This is a genomic window from Halorussus halobius (assembly GCF_004765805.1).
Lineage (GTDB): Archaea > Halobacteriota > Halobacteria > Halobacteriales > Haladaptataceae > Halorussus > Halorussus halobius.
In genome coordinates, this window is record NZ_SBIU01000008.1 from 86,590 (window position 1) to 104,906 (window position 18,317).

Annotated in this window: 16 protein-coding genes; 6 read left to right on the forward strand and 10 right to left on the reverse strand. The window is 69.2% G+C overall.

Features of this window, described 5'->3' with window-relative positions; translation table 11 throughout:
• Nucleotides 1-136 precede the first annotated feature (136 nt).
• The gene (locus EPL03_RS18675) at nucleotides 137-775 is read left to right on the forward strand and encodes a twin-arginine translocation signal domain-containing protein (RefSeq protein WP_135830040.1); all 639 of its coding nucleotides are present in this window, start codon (nucleotides 137-139) and stop codon (nucleotides 773-775) included.
• Here the strand turns inward: EPL03_RS18675 and aroC are convergent, their stop codons facing one another.
• From aroC to EPL03_RS18700, 5 genes are all read right to left on the reverse strand, one after another.
• Nucleotides 776-1,936 (reverse strand): chorismate synthase, encoded by a 1,161-nt coding sequence (aroC, locus tag EPL03_RS18680; RefSeq protein WP_135830041.1) that lies wholly within the window; start codon nucleotides 1,934-1,936, stop codon nucleotides 776-778.
• Between the two features lie 730 nt (nucleotides 1,937-2,666).
• Nucleotides 2,667-3,968 (reverse strand): 3-phosphoshikimate 1-carboxyvinyltransferase, encoded by a 1,302-nt coding sequence (aroA, locus tag EPL03_RS18685; RefSeq protein ID WP_135830042.1) that lies wholly within the window; start codon nucleotides 3,966-3,968, stop codon nucleotides 2,667-2,669.
• A gap of 449 nt (nucleotides 3,969-4,417) precedes the next feature.
• The gene (gene paaI / locus EPL03_RS18690) at nucleotides 4,418-4,819 is read right to left on the reverse strand and encodes a hydroxyphenylacetyl-CoA thioesterase PaaI (RefSeq protein WP_135830043.1); all 402 of its coding nucleotides are present in this window, start codon (nucleotides 4,817-4,819) and stop codon (nucleotides 4,418-4,420) included.
• Nucleotides 4,820-4,958: 139 nt separating this feature from the next.
• Complete coding sequence (locus EPL03_RS18695; protein WP_135830044.1) at nucleotides 4,959-5,195, reverse strand: DUF5822 domain-containing protein; 237 nt, start codon at nucleotides 5,193-5,195, stop codon at nucleotides 4,959-4,961.
• Nucleotides 5,196-5,370: 175 nt separating this feature from the next.
• Entirely contained in the window at nucleotides 5,371-6,150 is a 780-nt protein-coding gene (locus EPL03_RS18700; protein WP_135830045.1) for an alpha/beta fold hydrolase, read from the reverse strand.
• Nucleotides 6,151-6,302: 152 nt separating this feature from the next.
• Here EPL03_RS18700 and EPL03_RS18705 point away from each other — a divergent pair, with 152 nt between their 5' ends.
• Together EPL03_RS18705 and EPL03_RS18710 are read left to right on the forward strand one after the other, a co-directional pair.
• Nucleotides 6,303-6,548 (forward strand): DUF7127 family protein, encoded by a 246-nt coding sequence (locus tag EPL03_RS18705; protein WP_135830046.1) that lies wholly within the window; start codon nucleotides 6,303-6,305, stop codon nucleotides 6,546-6,548.
• Nucleotides 6,545-8,809, forward strand: a complete 2,265-nt coding sequence (locus EPL03_RS18710) for a CDC48 family AAA ATPase (protein WP_135830047.1) — start codon at nucleotides 6,545-6,547, stop codon at nucleotides 8,807-8,809. The genes EPL03_RS18705 and EPL03_RS18710 overlap by 4 nt, the downstream gene beginning before the upstream one ends.
• Nucleotides 8,810-9,030: 221 nt before the next feature.
• Here EPL03_RS18710 and EPL03_RS18715 read toward each other — a convergent pair whose 3' ends face one another.
• Nucleotides 9,031-9,942: a hypothetical protein gene (locus tag EPL03_RS18715; RefSeq protein ID WP_135830048.1), complete on the reverse strand. Its 912-nt coding sequence runs from the start codon at nucleotides 9,940-9,942 to the stop codon at nucleotides 9,031-9,033.
• Between the two features lie 10 nt (nucleotides 9,943-9,952).
• Nucleotides 9,953-11,155, reverse strand: a complete 1,203-nt coding sequence (gene priS, locus EPL03_RS18720; RefSeq protein WP_135830049.1) for a DNA primase catalytic subunit PriS — start codon at nucleotides 11,153-11,155, stop codon at nucleotides 9,953-9,955.
• A gap of 122 nt (nucleotides 11,156-11,277) precedes the next feature.
• On the opposite strand from priS, the gene EPL03_RS18725 reads away from it, so the two are divergent.
• Nucleotides 11,278-11,709: a hypothetical protein gene (locus EPL03_RS18725; RefSeq protein WP_135830050.1), complete on the forward strand. Its 432-nt coding sequence runs from the start codon at nucleotides 11,278-11,280 to the stop codon at nucleotides 11,707-11,709.
• 84 nt (nucleotides 11,710-11,793) lie between these two features.
• On the opposite strand, the gene EPL03_RS18730 is transcribed toward EPL03_RS18725, so the two are convergent.
• From EPL03_RS18730 to gatB, 3 genes are all read right to left on the reverse strand, one after another.
• Nucleotides 11,794-13,446, reverse strand: a complete 1,653-nt coding sequence (locus EPL03_RS18730; RefSeq protein WP_135830051.1) for an ABC-2 transporter permease — start codon at nucleotides 13,444-13,446, stop codon at nucleotides 11,794-11,796.
• Nucleotide 13,447: 1 nt separating this feature from the next.
• Nucleotides 13,448-14,323 (reverse strand): ABC transporter ATP-binding protein, encoded by an 876-nt coding sequence (locus tag EPL03_RS18735; RefSeq protein ID WP_135830052.1) that lies wholly within the window; start codon nucleotides 14,321-14,323, stop codon nucleotides 13,448-13,450.
• A 374-nt stretch (nucleotides 14,324-14,697) separates the two neighbouring features.
• Nucleotides 14,698-16,185: an Asp-tRNA(Asn)/Glu-tRNA(Gln) amidotransferase subunit GatB gene (gatB, locus tag EPL03_RS18740; RefSeq protein ID WP_135830053.1), complete on the reverse strand. Its 1,488-nt coding sequence runs from the start codon at nucleotides 16,183-16,185 to the stop codon at nucleotides 14,698-14,700.
• A 119-nt stretch (nucleotides 16,186-16,304) separates the two neighbouring features.
• Between gatB and EPL03_RS18745 the strand changes: the two genes are divergently transcribed.
• The gene (locus tag EPL03_RS18745; RefSeq protein WP_135830054.1) at nucleotides 16,305-17,942 is read left to right on the forward strand and encodes a sensor histidine kinase; all 1,638 of its coding nucleotides are present in this window, start codon (nucleotides 16,305-16,307) and stop codon (nucleotides 17,940-17,942) included.
• Nucleotides 17,943-18,017: 75 nt separating this feature from the next.
• Nucleotides 18,018-18,296: a DUF7518 family protein gene (locus tag EPL03_RS18750; RefSeq protein ID WP_135830055.1), complete on the forward strand. Its 279-nt coding sequence runs from the start codon at nucleotides 18,018-18,020 to the stop codon at nucleotides 18,294-18,296.
• The last annotated feature ends 21 nt before the right edge of the window (nucleotides 18,297-18,317 follow it).

The following is an 18,317-nucleotide window of genomic DNA, read 5'->3' on the forward strand; positions in this document are numbered from 1 at the left end:
GGCGAATTCGAGCGCGGTCGGCGGGGCGGCCCGAACCGACGACGTAACGGGGCGTTACGCGGTTCCCGGCGGTCGAGAACCGTGGGGCGGCCGCGCCATTTAATCCGCTCGCCGGGTTGCGTTCAGTGGGGGTTTCATGACCGAGCACACGTCTCGCCGCCGCTTTCTGAAGGCGGCGGCAGCGACTGGCGCACTGGCGGGACTGAACGCGACCGTCCTCGCACAGGACGGCGGCGCGGGCGAGCAACTCGTCGTCCTCGACGGCCTGACGCCGGGCTGGCTCGCGTATCGGCTGCCCGGCGGAGCGGAGGCGACCGGGACGGACCAGAACCCGGCGCTCTCGCTACAGGAGGGGACGACCTACACCCTCGTCTGGGTGAACGGGGACGGACAGCCGCACAACTTCGCCATTCAGGACGAACAGGGCGAGAACCTCGAGGTCCTCCGACCACTCGGCATCGACCGGGACACGTACCAGCAGATAAACGGGACCGGGGCGAACGAGAGCGTCTCGCTCGACGTCTCCGAGGGCAACGTCACCGGCGTCTCGGCGGGCAACGAGTCCGGCGGTATGGCCGGTAACGGCACCACGGTCGGCGGGGACGGCGAGTTAGTCGCCCAGACCGAGATTATCAGCGAGGAGGGGGCCGTACAGGCAGTTCAGTTCACCGCGTCGGCCGAGATGGCCAGCTACATCTGTCTCGTCCACCCGAACACGATGGTCGGCGACGTGACGGTCGAGTCGGGCGGCGGTGCCGGGAACGACAGTTCGTAGCTACTCGCCGGGCTCGTTTTTCGGGCTACTCGGGTGGTAGTCGGTGTCGTACTCGCCCGGGCGGTCGTCGGCGCGGTCGGGGTTGAGTCGCCCGCCCAGCAGCATGAAGTCGACCAGCGTCAGCGCCAGCATCGCCTCGACGACGGGGACGCCACGGGGCGGCAGGACGGGGTCGTGGCGACCGATGACCCGCTCTTCGGTCTCCTCGCCGGTCTCCCAGTCGACGGTGGTCTGGGGCTTGGGAATCGAGGTGGGCGCGTGGAGCGTGACCTCGCCGTAGATGGGTTCGCCCGTCGTGATGCCGCCCTGTAGCCCGCCGTGGTCGTTCTCGACGGGTTTCGGGTCGCCGTCCTCGCCGAACTCCCACTCGTCGTTGCGCTCGCTGCCGGCGTACTCGCGGGCGTCGCGGCCGAGTCCGAACTCGAACGCGGTCGAGGCGGGCACGCTCAGCATCGCCTGTCCGAGTCGGGCTTCCACCGAATCGAATCGCGGCGCGCCCAGCCCGCGCGGGACGCCCCGCGCCTCGAAGTAGATGGAGCCGCCGATGGAGTCGCCGTCGTCCTGATACTCGTCGATTCGTTCGCGCATCTTCTCGGCGGTCTCGGGGTGGGCACACCGCACCTCGTTGTCGTCGGCGCGGTCCCGGATCCGCTCGAAGGGGACCTCGGGCGCTTCGACGTCGCCGATCTGGTTGACGTGAGCCGCGAGTTCGACGCCCTCCTCGGCGAGCAGTTTCTTCGCGATGGCTCCGGCCGCGACCCAGTTGACCGTCTCGCGCGCGGACGAGCGCCCGCCGCCGCCCCAGTTGCGCGTGCCGAACTTCGCCGAGTAGGTGAAGTCACCGTGGCTGGGCCGGGGCGCGGTGACGAACGGTTCGTACTTGCCCGAGCGGGCGTCCTTGTTCTCGATGACCATCCCGATGGGCGTGCCGGTGGTGTAGCCGTCCTGCAGGCCGGACTTGATGGAGACGTGGTCGGGTTCGCCCCGACTCGTGGTTATCATCGACTGGCCGGGCTTGCGCCGGTCGAGTTCGCGCTGGACGTCGTCCTCGGAGAGTTCGAGCCCCGCCGGACAGCCCGAGACGGTGACCCCCATCGCCTCGCCGTGGCTCTCGCCGAACGTGGTGACCTGGAACAGGCGTCCGAAGCTGTTGCCGTTCATTAGGCGTGTGTTCAGGGCGGCCCTATTTGAGCCTTTCAGAAGGTGCAAGTGGTCTAGGCGACTGGACGCCGGCTTCGGACGGGAACGGCGAATCGAACGGAAGCTGGTTCGGCACGCCAGTCCGTCTTTCCGATTCGGTGCGCGTTTGTCTGGTTTTCCGGTTGGGCGCGCGTTTGTCTGAGTTTCCGGTTCGGCGCGCGCTGGCGCGACCCTCGTGGTCGCGCCAACTCGTGCGAGGGACGAGCGAAGCGAGGAGGCTGGGGAGGCGTGAGGTTGCGGCGCGGTGGCGGTTGCGGTGCTGTGCGGTCGCGGCGCGGTCACTCATTTGTCGAGGCAGAAGCTAGCTCGAATACGCTCGAATCAGACGAGGATGCCGTCAGAAAGCTAGCTTCTGCCGAGGCCTATGAGTACCCGCACCGCACCCGCACCGCAACGGCAGGCCTCACGCCTCCCCAGCCTCGGGGCGCACGAGAGCGCCCCTCCCTCGCGCGCTTGGGCGCGGCCACTCCGGGCCGCGCCAGCACGCGCCGAAACTGCAGACCGAACGCCGAAACCGCAGACCGAACGCCGAAACCGCAGACCGAACGCCGAAACCGCAGACCGAACGCCGAAACCGCAGACCGAACGCCGAAACCGCAGACCAATCCCGAAACCACGTCTCACAGATCAATCCCGAAAGCGCTCGTCCGAATCCACGCCCTCCACAAAGCACGAACACCAGAACTTCACCTCACCGGTCCACGGTCGCGCCGAGGTCGTAGAGTACGTCGAAGAAGGTCGGAAACGACACGTCGACGTGTTCGCCGCCCGAGATTACGGTCGGCCCCGAACACGCCAGCGCCGCGACCGACAGCGCCATCACGATGCGGTGGTCGCCCCGACCGTCGACCGCGCCGCCCGTCAGGGTCGATTCTTCACCGACCACGGTGAGGGTGTCGGCGCTCTCGGTCGTCTCCGCGCCGAGGTTGCGAAGCTCCTCGGCCATCGCGGTCACGCGGTCGGTCTCCTTGTACCGGACGTGTTCGCAGTTGACGATGCGGGTCTCGCCGTCCGCCACGGCACCGAGCGCCGCGACGGTCGGCAGCAGGTCGGGCGTGTCGCCCACGTCGACCTCGACGCCCGAGAGGGCTGAGCGCCGGACCGTCAGCACGCCGTCGTCGCGGTTCCAGTCCACGTCCGCACCCATCCGGTCGAGGACGCCGACGATTTTGCTGTCGCCCTGCGCGCTCGGGTACGCACCGCGCACCCGGACCGCCTCGGACCCCTCGGCCGCAATCGCGCCCGCCGCGAGCAGGTACGAGATGGACGAGAAGTCGCCCGGGACGTGGTACTCGCCGTCCGTCGGTTCGTAGAACTGGCCGCCTTCGACGCGGTACACCCCGCCGCCGTCTTCACGACGCTTCCCGGCCTCGACGCCGAACTCGTCGAGCAGTTCGAGGGTGATGTCGACGTACGGCGCGGACTTGAGTTCGGTTTCGAGCGCCACGTCGATTCCCTCGTCGGTGACCGCGCCCGCCATCAGCAGGGCGGTGACGAACTGCGAGGAGACGTCGCCGGGCATCGAGACGCGCCCGCCCGAGGTGGGCCCCTCGATTACGAGGGGAGCCTGTCCGTTCTTGCGCGTGCTTTCGGCCCGCCCGCCGAGGTCCTCGATGGCCGAGAGCAGCGGGCCGTGCGGGCGCGAGCGAAGCGAACTGTCGCCCGTCAGGACCGTCCCGCCGTCGGCGAGCGCGGCGGTCGCGGTCGCCAGTCGCATCGTCGTCCCGCTGTTCGCGCAGTCGATAACGTCGCCGGGGACCTCCGGCCGGCCGTCGAAGCCGTCGACGTCGAGGCGGTCCGATTCGCGGGTTACCTCCCCGCCGAAGGCTTCGACCGCTCGCATCGTGGCCTTCGTGTCGGCGCTCACGAGCGGGTCGTACACCAGCGCGCCGCCCGAGAAGCCGGCGGCGAGGATGGCCCGGTGGGTGTAGCTCTTCGAGGACGGGGCGCGTGCGGTCCCCGAGAGCGTCGATGGCGATATCTCTACGTCCATGGGTCGGGCGAGGGCGTGGGGGCGTATCAGGCTACCGGAGCGGGCGAATCTCGTCGAGGGGGTGTTCGGCTACGGAGCGAGAACTCGGTCGCGGTACGCCAAACAGTACCGGCGGGGGTAGCTTCATTTTCCACGTCGGCGCGCGCTGGCGTCTTGCCGAACGACGTGCGGCACGGCTCGTGGGAGCTTGCCTCCGACGGTGGCGAGCGCGCCGAGGGCTTTAGAGGACCTAGTTGCGGCTCTCGTGTCTGAGAGCAGGCCGAGCGACGACGACACTGTACAGCAGCACGAGGAGGCTGAGTCCGACGACCCCGAACCGAATCGCGGTCGACGGGCGCGTGGAGCCGGAGTCGTTTCGTCCTGTCGACATATCCGGCGGGGCGCGGCCCCGGCCCGAATAGCTTCGGTTCGCGTCGAGTCGGCGACGACGCCAGTCGGGCCCGCGCCCGTCACTCGCCGGGGAGATACACCCGGCCCCGGAAGGAGGCCACCGGGTCGTCGGCCTCGTCGGTCACCGCCACGCGATACGAGGCGGTCCGGCCGCGCTCGTGGACGCGCTCGGCCTCGGCGGTCAGGGTGTCGCCCACCTCGACCGCCTCGAAGTACGAGATGTTGGTCTCCAACGCGAGCGCGGCGTCGCCCTCGGCGTTCGAGGCGGCAGCGAACGCCGCGTCGGCCAGCGAGTAGAGCGCGCCGCCGTGGGGCGTCCCGTGGAAGTTCAGCAGGTCCTCGGTGACGGTCAGCTCGGTCCGAGCGCGGCCCGGCCCGAGGTCGACGAGTTCGATGCCGAGCTTGGCGGCGAAGGGGTCGGCGGCGATGCGTTCGCGGCGGTCGTCGGGAATCTCGGTCATAGGGACCGATTAGCGCGACGGCTATTTATAGCCGGCCGGGTCGGTACTCCCCCGACCGCCCCGGAGCGGAGCGACCGCGTCGTCGAGCGCAGTCGCGTCGCCTCGACCACGCCTTCGCACTCGCCCGTCCGCGGGCCGACTACGCCTGCTTTCGAGCGTACAGGAACACCGCGACCGCGACGACGAACCAGAGCAACGCCCCGACCCGGACGGCGAACGACGCGCGCGCGCCCCACGTCGGCAGCGAGACGCCCGAGAACAGCGCCAGCAGGGCGACTACCGGGCCGCCGCCGGCGACCGTGAGCACGAAGGTCGTCTGCATCACCCACGCGTAGTCGACGCCCTCCGGGTCGTAGGTCTCGACTGGTTCGGGCACGCTTCGAGGTCGTGGGCCTCGGAGCTTAAACGTTGCAGTCTCGGCCGTGCGTCGGTGGGACACGGGAAAGAGTGGACTTCGCCGGGTCGAGGACGGCTGCGGGGTCCCCGGGAACGGGGCAACCGGGAAGACGCGGGGCGGTTCGGCGCTCGAAACGGACGCCCGCGACGTGAGCCTACGCACCCACTTCGTCCAGGAACTCCCGGAGCGCGGCGTTGAACGCCTCGGGCTCCTCCAGCATGGCGAGGTGAGCGGCGTCGGGAATCTCCCGGTATCGGCCGTCCGGAATCCCGTCGGCCAGCCGCTCGTGGTAGTCCGGGGGCGTCAGCTTGTCGTGCTCGCCGACCACCGCCAGAGTCGGCACCGATATCTCGTCGAGCCGGTCGCGCACGTCGAACCTGTGGGAGGTCTCGAAGTCCCGGCGGGTGACCGCCTGTCCCACCTCGCGCATCGTCTCGGTCGAGAGCCGGCGATAGCGGGCGTCGGCGTCGTGGAACAGCCGGTCCGGCCCGTGGAGGAACTCGACCGCGCGGTCGAACTCCTCGGCCAGCCAGCGCCGGAGGTCGGCCAGCACCGGGAGCTTCGGGCCGGTTCCGGCGAGCACGAGCGCGTCGAGTGCGTGGTCGCGTTCGAGCGCGAGCTGGAGCGCGACCGCGCCCCCGAGCGAGTTGCCGACGACTACGCCGGCGTCGGTCTCGGCGGCGACCGCGAGCACGTCGTCGGCGTACGCCGAGAGGGTCTCCCAGCCGGCGGTGGCGTCGACGTCCTCGGAGTCGCCGTGCCCGCTCAGGTCGAGCGCGACGACCGGCCGCTCGCGCGCGAATCGCCCCAGTTGCGCCTTCCACACCTCGTGGGTGCCGCCCGAGCCGTGGACGAACAGTACCGGCGTCCCCTCGCCCCCGCGGTCGGCGACGCGGTAGGTCGTCGTCCGACCGTGGTGTGTGACCTCGTTCATGGGGACCGATTCGTCGGGCCGGACCAAAAAGCTCCCGTCGCGACGCGGGGGCGAACTGCAATTCGACCGATTCAGTTGCTTCCCGTCGTAGTACGGCGGTTATGTCGCAGAAAGACTTAAGTATAGAAAGGACTAACTCGAAGTTAGGAAGAATGACTCTCAAGCACATCGAAGAACGCGACGACGTGTTCGCACGCCGGTACGAGTACGACGACGGCGAGATTCTGGCCGCCGACCTCGGGGTCGGGAGCGAGGCGTCCGTGGACGTCCTCGGCGAGGAGGCCATCGTCGTGGTCGAGGACGGCGACGAGACCCGCCAACTCGAGCTCCAACTCCCCGAGGGTGAGGCGGAAGCGTTTATCACCAACGGGGTCCTCAGTATCGAGGTGGGACAATGAAGCTCACCGTCAAGCCGTTGAAGCAGAAGGACGCCGGTCGCGGACTGGCCGCCATCGATCGCCAGTCCATGCACGAACTCGGCGTCGAGAACGGTGACTACGTGGTCATCGAGGGGAACAATCAGGGCCGAGCGGTCGCCCGCGTGTGGCCCGGCTACCCCGAGGACGAGGGACGCGGGGTCGTCCGAATCGACGGCCAGCTCCGCCAGGAGGCGGGCGTCGGCATCGACGACAGGGTCACCATCGAGCCCGCCGACGTCAAGCCCGCCAGCTCGGTCACCATCGCGCTCCCGCAGAACCTCCAGATTCGGGGCGACATCACGCCCCACGTCCGGGACAAGCTCAGCGGACAGGCCATCACGAAGGGGCAAAACGTGCCCTTCGGCTTCGGCCTGATGGGGATGCGCTCGGGCCAGTCCATCCCGCTCAAAGTCGCCAGCACCGACCCGGAGGGGACGGTCGTGGTGACCGACTCCACCGAGATAAACGTCAGCGAGCGCGCCGCCGAGGAGATCGCACAGGGCGGCGCGAGCGGGGGCGAGGCCACGCCCAACGTCACCTACGAGGACATCGGCGGGCTGGAGGGCGAACTCGAACAGGTCCGGGAGATGATAGAGCTCCCGATGCGCCACCCCGAACTGTTCAACCGGCTGGGCATCGAGCCGCCCAAGGGCGTGTTGCTCCACGGCCCGCCGGGCACGGGTAAGACCCTGATGGCCAAGGCCGTCGCCAACGAGATCGACGCCCACTTCCAGACCATCTCGGGCCCCGAGATCATGTCGAAGTACTACGGGGAGTCCGAGGAGAAGCTCCGGGAGGTCTTCGACGAGGCCACCGAGAACGCCCCGGCCATCGTGTTCATCGACGAACTCGACTCCATCGCGCCCAAGCGCGAGGAGGCCGGCGGCGACGTCGAGCGCCGCGTCGTGGCGCAACTGCTCAGCCTGATGGACGGGCTCGAATCCCGGGGCGAGGTGACGGTCATCGCCGCGACCAACCGCGTCGACGCCATCGACCCCGCGCTCCGCCGGCCCGGCCGGTTCGACCGCGAGATCGACATCGGCGTCCCCGACCGCGACGGCCGCCTCGAAATCATGCAGGTCCACACGCGGGGCATGCCGATGGCCGACGGCATCGACCTCGAAGAGTACGCCGACAGCACCCACGGGTTCGTGGGTGCCGACCTCGAATCGCTGGCCAAGGAGTCGGCGATGAACGCCCTGCGGCGCATCCGGCCCCAGATAGACCTCGAATCCGACGAGATTCCGGCCGACGTGCTCGACTCCTTGCAGGTCACCGAGCGCGACTTCAAGGAGGCGCTCAAGGGCATCGAGCCCTCCGCGCTCCGCGAGGTGTTCGTCGAGGTCCCCGACGTGACGTGGGACCGGGTCGGCGGGCTCGAGGATACCAAAGAGCGGCTGCGCGAGACCATCCAGTGGCCGCTCGACTACCCCGAGGTGTTCGACGCGCTCGACATGCAGGCCGCCAAGGGCGTGTTGCTGTACGGCCCGCCCGGCACGGGCAAGACCCTGATGGCCAAGGCCGTCGCCAACGAGAGCGACAGCAACTTCATCTCGATCAAGGGTCCCGAGCTCCTCAGCAAGTGGGTCGGCGAGTCCGAGAAGGGCGTCCGCGAGGTGTTCAGCAAGGCCCGGGAGAACGCCCCGACCGTGGTGTTCTTCGACGAGATAGACTCCATCGCGGGCGAGCGCGGTCGCGGCTCCGGCGGCGGGTCGGAGGTCGGCGAGCGCGTGGTCTCCCAGCTGCTGACGGAACTCGACGGGCTCGAAGAGCTCGAAGACGTCGTGGTCGTGGCCACCTCGAACCGGCCCGACCTCATCGACAGCGCACTCCTGCGGCCCGGCCGGCTGGACCGTCACGTCCACGTGCCCGTGCCCGACGAGGACGCGCGCAAGGCCATCTTCGAGGTCCACACCCGCGACAAGCCTCTGGCCGACGACGTGGACCTCGACTGGCTCGCCGGCGAGACGGAGGGCTACGTCGGTGCCGACGTCGAGGCGGTCGCCCGCGAGGCGTCGATGGCCGCCAGCCGGGAGTTCATCACCAGCGTCGACCCCGAGGACATCGGCGAGAGCGTCGGCAACGTCCGCATCAGCAGGGAGCACTTCGAGCAGGCGCTCGACGAGGTCGTCCCGAGCGTCGACCAGGAGACCATCGAGCACTACGAGGAGATCGAAGAGCAGTTCGACACGACCGACCCCGAGTCGGAGGGCGAGCAGCTGGGCCGGACGTTCCAGTAGAACCGTTTGCTGCGGGCGGCCCACGAACGCACCACCCTCACAGAGCGGTCGTGAAACACACGGGGCTCCGCCCGCCGGTCGCTTCGCTCCGGACGTCGCTTGGCCCGCTCGCTCGCCGCTGCGCGCTGCGTAGCGGCGAGCGAGCGGGAATCGCGGTGTACTCCGATTGAACGTCCCACCGAGCGCTACCGCTCGATTTTTCCGAACCCGACCCCCAGTCGCTACTCCAGCTTCTCGGCCGCGCCCCGTTCGACCAGCGGCTCGGCGTTCGCCGCCGGCAGGGTCACGACGTCCTCGCTGGCGAGGTCGTAGGTGCGCTCGTCCACGCCGAATATCTCGCCCACGTCGTCTGTGACCCGGACGGTCGTGCGCTCGGCGAGGCCGGCGAGCGGGTCGGTCGCGTCGGCCGCGTCGTCGGCTCCTGCGCCGGCCGACGGCGCGACCTCCTCGCCCGAGTCCGCCCCGTCGCCGGCCGGGGAACCGTCGGCCGCCCCGTCACCGACGACCGCGCCGGCCTCCGCGCTCGGGCGCGCCGACTCGGACGCGCCAGTCGCGTTCGAGGCCGCCGCCCCGGCCGAGTCGGAGCCGACCGGCGGCCCGTCGCCGCCCATCACGTCCGCCGGGCTCACGTCCGGCGCGCCCGCGTCCTCGGTGGCGGGCGGGCTCCCGGCGTCGCCCGCCGCCGGAGCGGTTCGGGCGTCACCGCTCGCCGGGTCGGTCGTCGCGGTGGCTTCCGAGCGCTCGTCCCCTTCGAGCACGTCGAGGACCGACTGCTTGTTGGCGTCTATCCGCGCGACCAGCTCGTCGAACAGCTCGCGCTCCTCGGCCGTCAGCCCATCCGGGTCGCCCCCGAGGTCCATCGCGGCGAGGCTGGCGCGCTTGACCACCTTGCCGACCCGGCGCTCGTAGAGACCCTCGGCTACCGCCTCGGCGGTCTCTATCTCGTCGGTGAGCCGACGAACCTCCGGGTCGTCGATGGCCCGGCCGGCCGCGCGGTCTATCGCGCGGTCGCGGCGCTCGCGCAGGTCGGCCACGTAGTCGGCCACGTCGGCGTAGAACGACTCCCGCAGGTGCTGGAGGCTGTCCTTCGAGCGCTCCTTGCTCTGTACCGTGCGGAGTTCGTCCAAGTCCATGGTTTGTGGGTCACTCGCGTCCCTTCTCGGCCCGCCCGCTCGCCATCAGGAACACGGCGACGTATTCCGGAACCGATACGTCACCCTCCGGGAGCGTAAAGCTTTCGTCGCGAAGCGCGACCGACCCGGGGTCGGTTACCTCGACCGCCACGTCGTGACCGACGAACGTGTCGGCGACCGCGTCGACGAGCGGGTCGAACGAGTCGACGTCGTCGAGGGGAACGCGGGTGACCTCCAGCCCGGTCCCGCCGTGGAGGCTGCCCGGCAGCCGGATGAGCCGCCGGAGGTCGGTGGTGACCGGTTCGTCGATGGCGGCCGACTCGTCGGCCACGACCCGCTCGGTCGTCACCGTCGCGAGCTGGCGGATGCCCGGCCCGCCCCGTTCGAGGTTGCCGGCCGCCAGCGTCTCGTAGTCGTCCGAGACCGCACCGAGGATGGTGGTCGCCCGGCTCTCGCCGATGCGGTCGAACTCCTGCAATCGGTCGAGCGCCTCCTCCTCGGGCAGTTCGAGCAGCTCGTCGGCCAGCGCCAGCATCGCGCGGTGGACCCGGCGACCCCACCCGCCGTCGGTGTCGAGCACGCGCCGGGTCGCGGTGGTGCCCATCTCCGTGCGCTGGAGGGCGTCGAGTTCGACCCCCTCGCCCCGGACGTAGTCGACGATCTCCCGGCGGGCGTCCCGACCGAGGTCGCCGACGCCCTCGTCGCGGACGTGAACGTGGTAGCCCCGGCCGCCCGAGAAGACGGCGGTGAGGTCCTCGAACCCGAAGTCGCTCGTGAGGAAGTCGAGCAGGTCCCGAAGTTCCGCCTTCCCGCGGGCCAGCATCTCGCCGTAGGCGTCGCGCTGGGGGTCGACCCCCGACAGGTGGTCGGCGTCGATGTCGAACACGAGGTCCGACTCGCGCCACCCCTTCGCGTCCATGTCGTCCGCGCCGGGGTCGTCGTAGCGTCCGGCCGAGAAGTAGACGTGGCGCGGACGCTCGCGCCGGAGGAAATCGCCCACCTCGCCCAGTTCCAGCAGCGACTGGTGGCGGACCATCCGGGTAGAGCCGTCGGTCCACGGGATGTACCCCCACTCGCGCGCGTCGGCCTCGGGCGGAAGCGGGAGGTCGGCCCGGCGTTCCCGGGTCGAGTCGCCGGACCCGGCGTCCCGCGTCTCCCGCCGGTAGTGGTCGCGGAACCGGCCCCGGAGGTACGCTCGGGTTCGCTCTTCCATCGCCTCGAACTGACGCGGCCGCAGGGATAAATCGTTGTTGGAACCGCGCCCGTCCGTCTCGCGGCGTCGACCGGGACCGGCCATCCGACCTTTTTTCGCGGTCCGAACCCAACTCCGTCAGCATGACCGACGCGACCGACGCGCTCGAACCGGGCGAGACCGTCCGCGAGCGACTCGCCCTCCGGACCGGCGGGTCGGTGACCGTGACCGACGACCGACTGCTCGTGGCCGCCGACGGGGACCTCACGCGAATCGCACTCGAGGAGGTGGCCGAAGTCACGGTCGAGGAGTTCGACCACTGGCTCGGCGTGCTGAGCGTCGCGCTCGTCGGATACGGCCTCTACTCGGTCTCCCGAAACGTCGCGCTGGGACTCGCGTTCGTCGCGGTCGGCGCTGGGGGTTGCTACTGGACCTACCGGAAGCGCGGGAAGGCCCGCATCGAGGTGGCCGGACGCTCGCGACCAATCTCGGTGTTCCCGACCGAGACGGACGCGCTCGTCGCCGCGCTGGACCCGGCGATGGCTGCGGACGGCGACGCTTCGGGCGACGCGTAATCCCGCCCGAGCGTGGGCAGTACCGGGCTCGACAGCGTCCCAATCGACTCGGTCCGCGAGCGAGAATCGACCGCAATCCGGCTCCTACTTCACTTCCCGCTTCCGACGGACGACTGCCGCACCGACGAGCGCCGCGCTCAACCCGACGAAGACGAACGGCACGCCGGCGTCGAGACTGCCGGCGGTCGTGCCAAGGAAGTCGACCGGCTCCCCGCCGTTCAGCGGTCCGACGTACCACAGCATCAGGTACGACACCTCGAACAGCCACGACGACCGGCTCCACATCCCCGCCGCGACCGCCAGCGACGGCGCGAACAGCGCGCCGCTCGCGAGGCCGAGCAACGCGGTCACCTGCCCCGTCCCGGCGAACAACGCCACGAGACCGCTACTGACGCCGACGGCCACGACGACGCCCGCGACCCACTCGGCGAGGAGCTGTCTGACCGGATAGCTCGACGAGAGCACGAGGTCGGTCGTCCGATGCTTGACCGCCCGCGTCCCGAGGTCCGACCAGACGAACACCGGCCAGACGAACGCCAGCGGGACCAACAGCCCGCGAGCGACGTCGGGCACGCCGCTCGACGAGCCGGCGTTCGCGAGCAGTCCGACCGGGGCAACGACCAGCGCGAGGACGCCGGCGTACCACCACCAGCGCCGGCCCCGGACCGCGAGGCGAAGCTCCGCCGTCGCGAGTCGCCGAAATCCGCCGGCATTCCTGTTGTCGACCCGCGTCAGCGACAGCGAGTCGACCGACGGGGCGTCGCTCGGCTCGGCGGTCGACTCGTCGCCGCGCCCGAACGCAGGTAACAGGGCCGTCACTCGCGACCAGCGGCCGGATTCGCTCGACTCGGTCCGCGACCGGGGTCGCTCCAACGGTATCGCGGCCGCAAGCAGGACGGCGACTGCGGGCACCGCGAGCGCCGCCCGCTGGACGTATATCCACAGCGGCCACGCCCGTCCGTCGTAGCGGAAGGTCAGTTCGTCGCCGGTCAGCGTCCCGAACGACGGGAGCACCCCCGCCGCGTCGGGAGCCGCCTGGAAGAGTGCGTCCGCAGTCAGCGCGTAGACGGCGAGGTGCCCCACGACGTCGGCCGCTCGGACCGCCGCCGGTAGTTCGCTCGGGAGCTGCCCCTCGGCGGCGGCGATTCCGGCGAGCGCGAACGTCGCGAGGAAGAAGTACCCGACGTTCCCGAGCGTTCCGTCCAGCCGGCCGACGCTCTCGAACAACAGCGCGACCGCTCCGACGAGCGCGGCCAGCGGAAGCCCCAGCGCGAGTATCGGGCCGACCAACGCGAGCGGTTTCGTCGGCCCGACTCCGTGGACGACGTGGTTGACGACCGTGGCGAAGCCGAGCGCGAGCAGGACGACCGCGCCGAGTCCGACGTTGCTCAGCCACTTTCCGACGAGATAGGCTCGGTCGGATATCGTGGTGCTCGCGGTCAACTGGTCGACGCCGTGGTGGCTGTCGCGGGCGACCGCTCCCTTCATCAGATAGAACCCGGCGAACAGCATCACCATCGAGGCGGTCATCCCCGCCTTCAGCCCGACGAGCGGTGCCGTGTCGACGCCGTGGACGTTCGTGAGCGAGTCGCCGTCGCTCAGCTGGTAGGCGAGTTCGATCTGGCCGACGTTGACCAGATAACCCAGATACGCCACGACCGCGAGTACCACGAGTAGCCGTCGCGAGCGCACTCGCTGGAGGAAGTCCGCTCGTGCGACGTGGTAGGTTCGGCGCACGTCACACCCCGCTCGGTTGGTCGACCGTGTCGAGGTACGCGTCTTCGAGCGTCGCCGAGACCGGCTCGGCGTCCTCGACGGGTCGCTCGTCCGCGAGCAGTCGGACGCTGACCCCGTCCGAGCGCTGGACGGTACTGCACACCTGATACTGCTCGCGAAGTTCGGTGAGGTCCGAAGGGGTCACGAGACACTCGTACACCGTCCCCGAGACCCGGTCGACGAGCGTTTCGACCGATTCGTGTGCGACCACCCGCCCGTCGTCGAGGATGGCGATCTCGTTCGCGGTCGCCTCGACGTCCGGGACGATGTGGGTCGAGAGGACGACGACCCGGTCGCTCGCGGTGTTCGTCAGCGCACTCCGCAACCGGACGCGCTCCTCGGGGTCCAACCCCACCGTGGGTTCGTCGACCACGAGGAGGTCCGGGTCGTTGAGCAGCGCCTGCGCGATGCCGACCCGCTGTCGCATCCCGCCCGAGAAGGTCTTTATCTTGCGGTCTCTGACGTGAACGAGGTTGGTCAGCGCGAGCATCTCGTCGATGCGGGCGCTGGTCGTCTCGGCGTCGAGGCCGCGCAGAGCGCCGACGTACTCGAGGAACTCCTCGAGCGTCAGGTTCGGATACGCCCCGAAGTCCTGTGGGAGATACCCCAGCACCGACCGGACGGCATCGGGCGACTCGACGATGTCGGTCCCGTTCCAGTAGGCCGCTCCGGCCGTCGGTTTCATCACCGTCGAGAGGATTCCCAGCAGCGTCGACTTGCCCGCACCGTTCGGTCCGAGAAGCCCGTGGATTCCCTCGCCGAGCTCGAGGGTGACGTCGCGGACGCCCCACGTCTCCTCGCCGTACCGCTTCCCGAGGCCCTCCGTGCGGAGTTTCACGAGCGCCCACCTCGGAGCCGCGGGGCGCTCGCGCTCGACGGCGGGCCGATGGGACGTCTATCCGCGGTTCCGGACTGCTCTGGGGCGGGGCGATGGAGGGGTGTCACGATGGGGTACTTATAAAATACATCTGATAAATATACCGGTTCGTTCATTCACGGTTCGTCACGCTTGCACGAACGACGGGTCGAGCAGTGGGCTGGCTGCCAACCAGCGTGACGCCCCTCTCACCGCAGCGGGAGCAGAAATTCGGTACTAGAGTTTAACTGCGAAGCCGGGACGAAAGGGAGCCGTGAGCTGAGAACCGCCGCGAGGGGTCGAGGCGGGAGCGCGGTGCGCCCCTCGCGGTCGACGACGCACGCGCCGCCTGCTCGCTACTCGTCCAGTCGCTCGCGCAGTAGCCCGTTCACCGAGCCGGGGTCGGCACTCCCGCCGGTCTTGGCCATCACCTGTCCGACGAGGAAGTTGAGCGCGCCGTCCTCGCCGGCGTGGTAGTCCTCGACGGCGTCAGGGTTCTCCTCGATGGCCTCGCCGACGGCACCTTCGACCTCGCCCTCGTCGGCCTTCCCCAGCCCCTCGCGCTCGATGACCGTCTCGGGGTCGTCGCCGTCGTCGAGCATCTCGCGGAGGACGACCTCCTCGGCGTTCTTGGTCGTGATCTCCCCGGTAGCGACCAGTTCGACCAGGTGCTTGAACTCGCCGAGCCGGGCTTCGACGTCGGTGATCGCCATGTCGCGGTAGTTGAGCTCGCCGAGCAGGTTGTCCGCGACCCACGTCGCGGCGAGGTCTGGGTCGTACTCGGCGGCCACGTCCTCGTAGAAGTCCGCGACCTGCTTGGTCGAGGTGAGCTTGCTCGCGGCTTCACCGCTCAGACCGTACTCCTCGCGGAACCGCTCGCGGCGGGCGTCGGGCAGTTCCGGAATCTCCAACCGCTCCTTCCAGTCGCTGACCCGCAGCGGCGGCAGGTCGGCTTCCCGGAAGTACCGGTAGTCCTTCTCGGCCTCCTTCGAGCGCATCGAGACGGTGATGCCGCGGCTCTCGTCCCAGTGGCGGGTCTCCTGGGCGACCTCCCGGCCGCGCTCGACCGCGTTCTTCTGCCGGGTCGCCTCGTAGGAGAGGGCCTTCTGTGCGCCCTTGTGGCTGGAGATGTTCTTGACCTCGGTCCGGTTCGCGGCTTCGAGCGCCTCCTCGTCGATATCGCCGTTCTCGCCGATGTCGCCGGCGTCCACGACGCTGAGGTTGGCGTCGATGCGGAGGCTCCCGTCGCGCTGGCTGTCGAACACGCCGAGGTACTCCAGGACCTCTTCGAGTTTCGCGAGAAACGCCCGGACCTCGTCGGCACTCCGGAAGTCCGGCTCGGTCACGACCTCCATCAGCGGAACGCCCGCCCGGTTGTAGTCGACCAGCGTGTAATCGGCGGCGTCGATACTTCCCCCCTCGTGCTGGAGGCTTCCCGGGTCCTCCTCGAGGTGGGCGCGCTGGATGCCCACGGTCCGGCGCTCGCCGTCGACCTCGACGGCGAGTTCGCCGTCCCGGCAGATGGGTGCGTCGTACTGGGTGATCTGGAACCCCTTGGGGAGGTCCGGGTAGAAGTAGTTCTTCCGGTGGAAGGTCGTCTCCGACGGGATGTCGGCGTCGATGGCCTTCCCGACCTTGACGGCGGATTCGACGGCCGCTTCGTTCAGCACGGGGAGCGCACCGGGCAGCCCGAGACACACCGGACAGGTGTGGGTGTTCGGCTCGTCGTCGGCCACCTCGGTCGAACACCCGCAGAAGATTTTCGTGTCCGTCTCCAGTTGTACGTGGACCTCCAGTCCTATCACGACCGCGAGGTCCGCCCGCTGGGCAGCCTGTGCAGTCATCACGGTCCCGTTGTCGGCGGGGGCGCTAAAGGCTAACGAACGGACGTTCAGCAGGGTTCATTACCCCGGGGTGAGCAAGTTCAAGAACCGTGAAGGCTCGGACCCGGTTCGGCGTGTTGATGCTGGTAGTCACGCTCGCGCTGGGCGGCGTGGTCTACGGCCAGCTCGAACTGGCGAAAGACCGTGCGATGTCCCAGGTCGAGGAGAACGTCGACCAGACAGCCGTCCAGACCGCCGACCAGATCGACGCCCAGATACGGCAGGAAACGGACTACGTCGAGTTCTACGGGTCCCAGCCTGCGGCCAGCAACTTCAATCGAAGCGACCAGTTCCTCGAACAGATTCTGACCAATCCTCGCATCCTCGCGGCACACATCGTCGCGTCGAACGGAACCGTCGTCGCATTCCGGGGCGACGTCACCCCGGAGGTGCGGCGAGCGAAACTGGGGGACGATTTCAGCAACCGGTCTTACGTCCAGCGCACTACCCGGACCGGGGACCTGTACGTGACCGACCCGTACCGCGCGAACGAGAGCGACCAGTACGTCGTGGTCGTCAGCGCGCCTATCTTCGAGGACGGGGAAATCGTCGCCGTCCTCGCGGCTGGCCTGCCGGTCGACGAGTTCACGTTCCTGCCGATGGTCCAGTCGCTGGAGACGGATACGCGCTCGGTGTCGGTCACCGCCGACGGTCGGGTGCTCTACGACTCGAACACCTCGGTCGCCGACGGGGTGGCGAGTACTGCGACCGTCGACTCCACCGGCTGGACCGTCCGCGTCACGCAGGACCGGTCGACGCTGGACGATCGGCTCCAGGAGATGGCCATCGTACAGGCGGCGAGCCTGGTGGTGGTACTGGCGCTCGTCATCGGCTTCGCCGTCTGGGAGTACAACGCCAACATCAGGCAGGCCGAGAAGCTCCTGGATGGCTTCCGTGCGCTCCGGGACGGTGATTACGACCACTCCCCGGAACTCGCGTCCGGCGAGGAGTGGCACCAGATTCGCGAGGGGTTCGACGAAATCGCGTCGTCGTTGGCCGACCGCGAAGCCGAACTCGAGGAGCGCGAGCAGCGCCTCCAGGTGTTCAACCGTGTACTCCGTCACAACCTCCGCAACGACGTCACCGTGGTCGTCAACTACGCCGAGTTCGTGGCCGAACGGACGGACGACCCCGCCATCCGGGAGGCGGCCGAGAAGATCGCGTCCCACGGCTGGGACCTCGTGGACATGAGCGAGAAGGCCAGCCGAATCGAGACGTCGATGCAGGGCGAGGACCCCGGACCGACGCCGGTCGACGTGTCGGCGGTCGCGGCCGAGGCGGCCGCGGAGGTCGATGCGGCCTACCCGGAGGCCGACGTCTCGGTCGACGTCCCCGACGAGCAGTACGCCCGTGCGACGCCCGCGTTCTCGGCCGCCGTCGAGAACGTCTGTGAGAACGCGGTCGAGCACAACAACGCCCCGGAGCCCGCGGTGTCGCTGACGGTCGAGACGGTCGTCGAGGCCGGCGCGGAGTGGGTCCGGGTCGCGGTGGCCGACGACGGACCGGGAATCCCGGAGCACGAGCGCATCGTCCTGACCGAGGGCCAAGAGACCGACCTCGAACACGGCAGCGGACTCGGCCTCTGGCTGGTGTACTGGGTGGTCGAGCGGTCCGGCGGTCGACTGTCGTTCGCCGAGAACGAACCGCGCGGGACCGTCGTCCGCATCGACCTGCTGCCGGCGACCGCCCCCGACCGCAGCGACGCGTCCGACCGGTGACGCCGGTCGGAAAAAGTAGAGAATCTTATATACGTCTGACGTACGTTTATGGTCCCTCCGTGGCCCATCACGGACATGAGCGACCAGAGTGAGCGGATCGAGGAGCTCGAGTCCGAGGTCGAGCGACTCGAAGCCACGGTGCAGGGTCTGACCGAGGAACTCGTCGAGGTCCACGACCGGCTCGAAACGCTAGAGGACGGGGAGACGCCGGAAGCGACGGAGACAGGTCGCGGTTCCGCCGAGGGGTCGCGCGTGCGCGAGGAAGAGAGCGACGAGGCTAAAGGCGACGAAGCCGACAACGAAGACGAGACGGGGGGCGATTCCGACGTCGGCGACGACATCATCGTGGCGTAACGGCCCCGCGTACGAGCACCC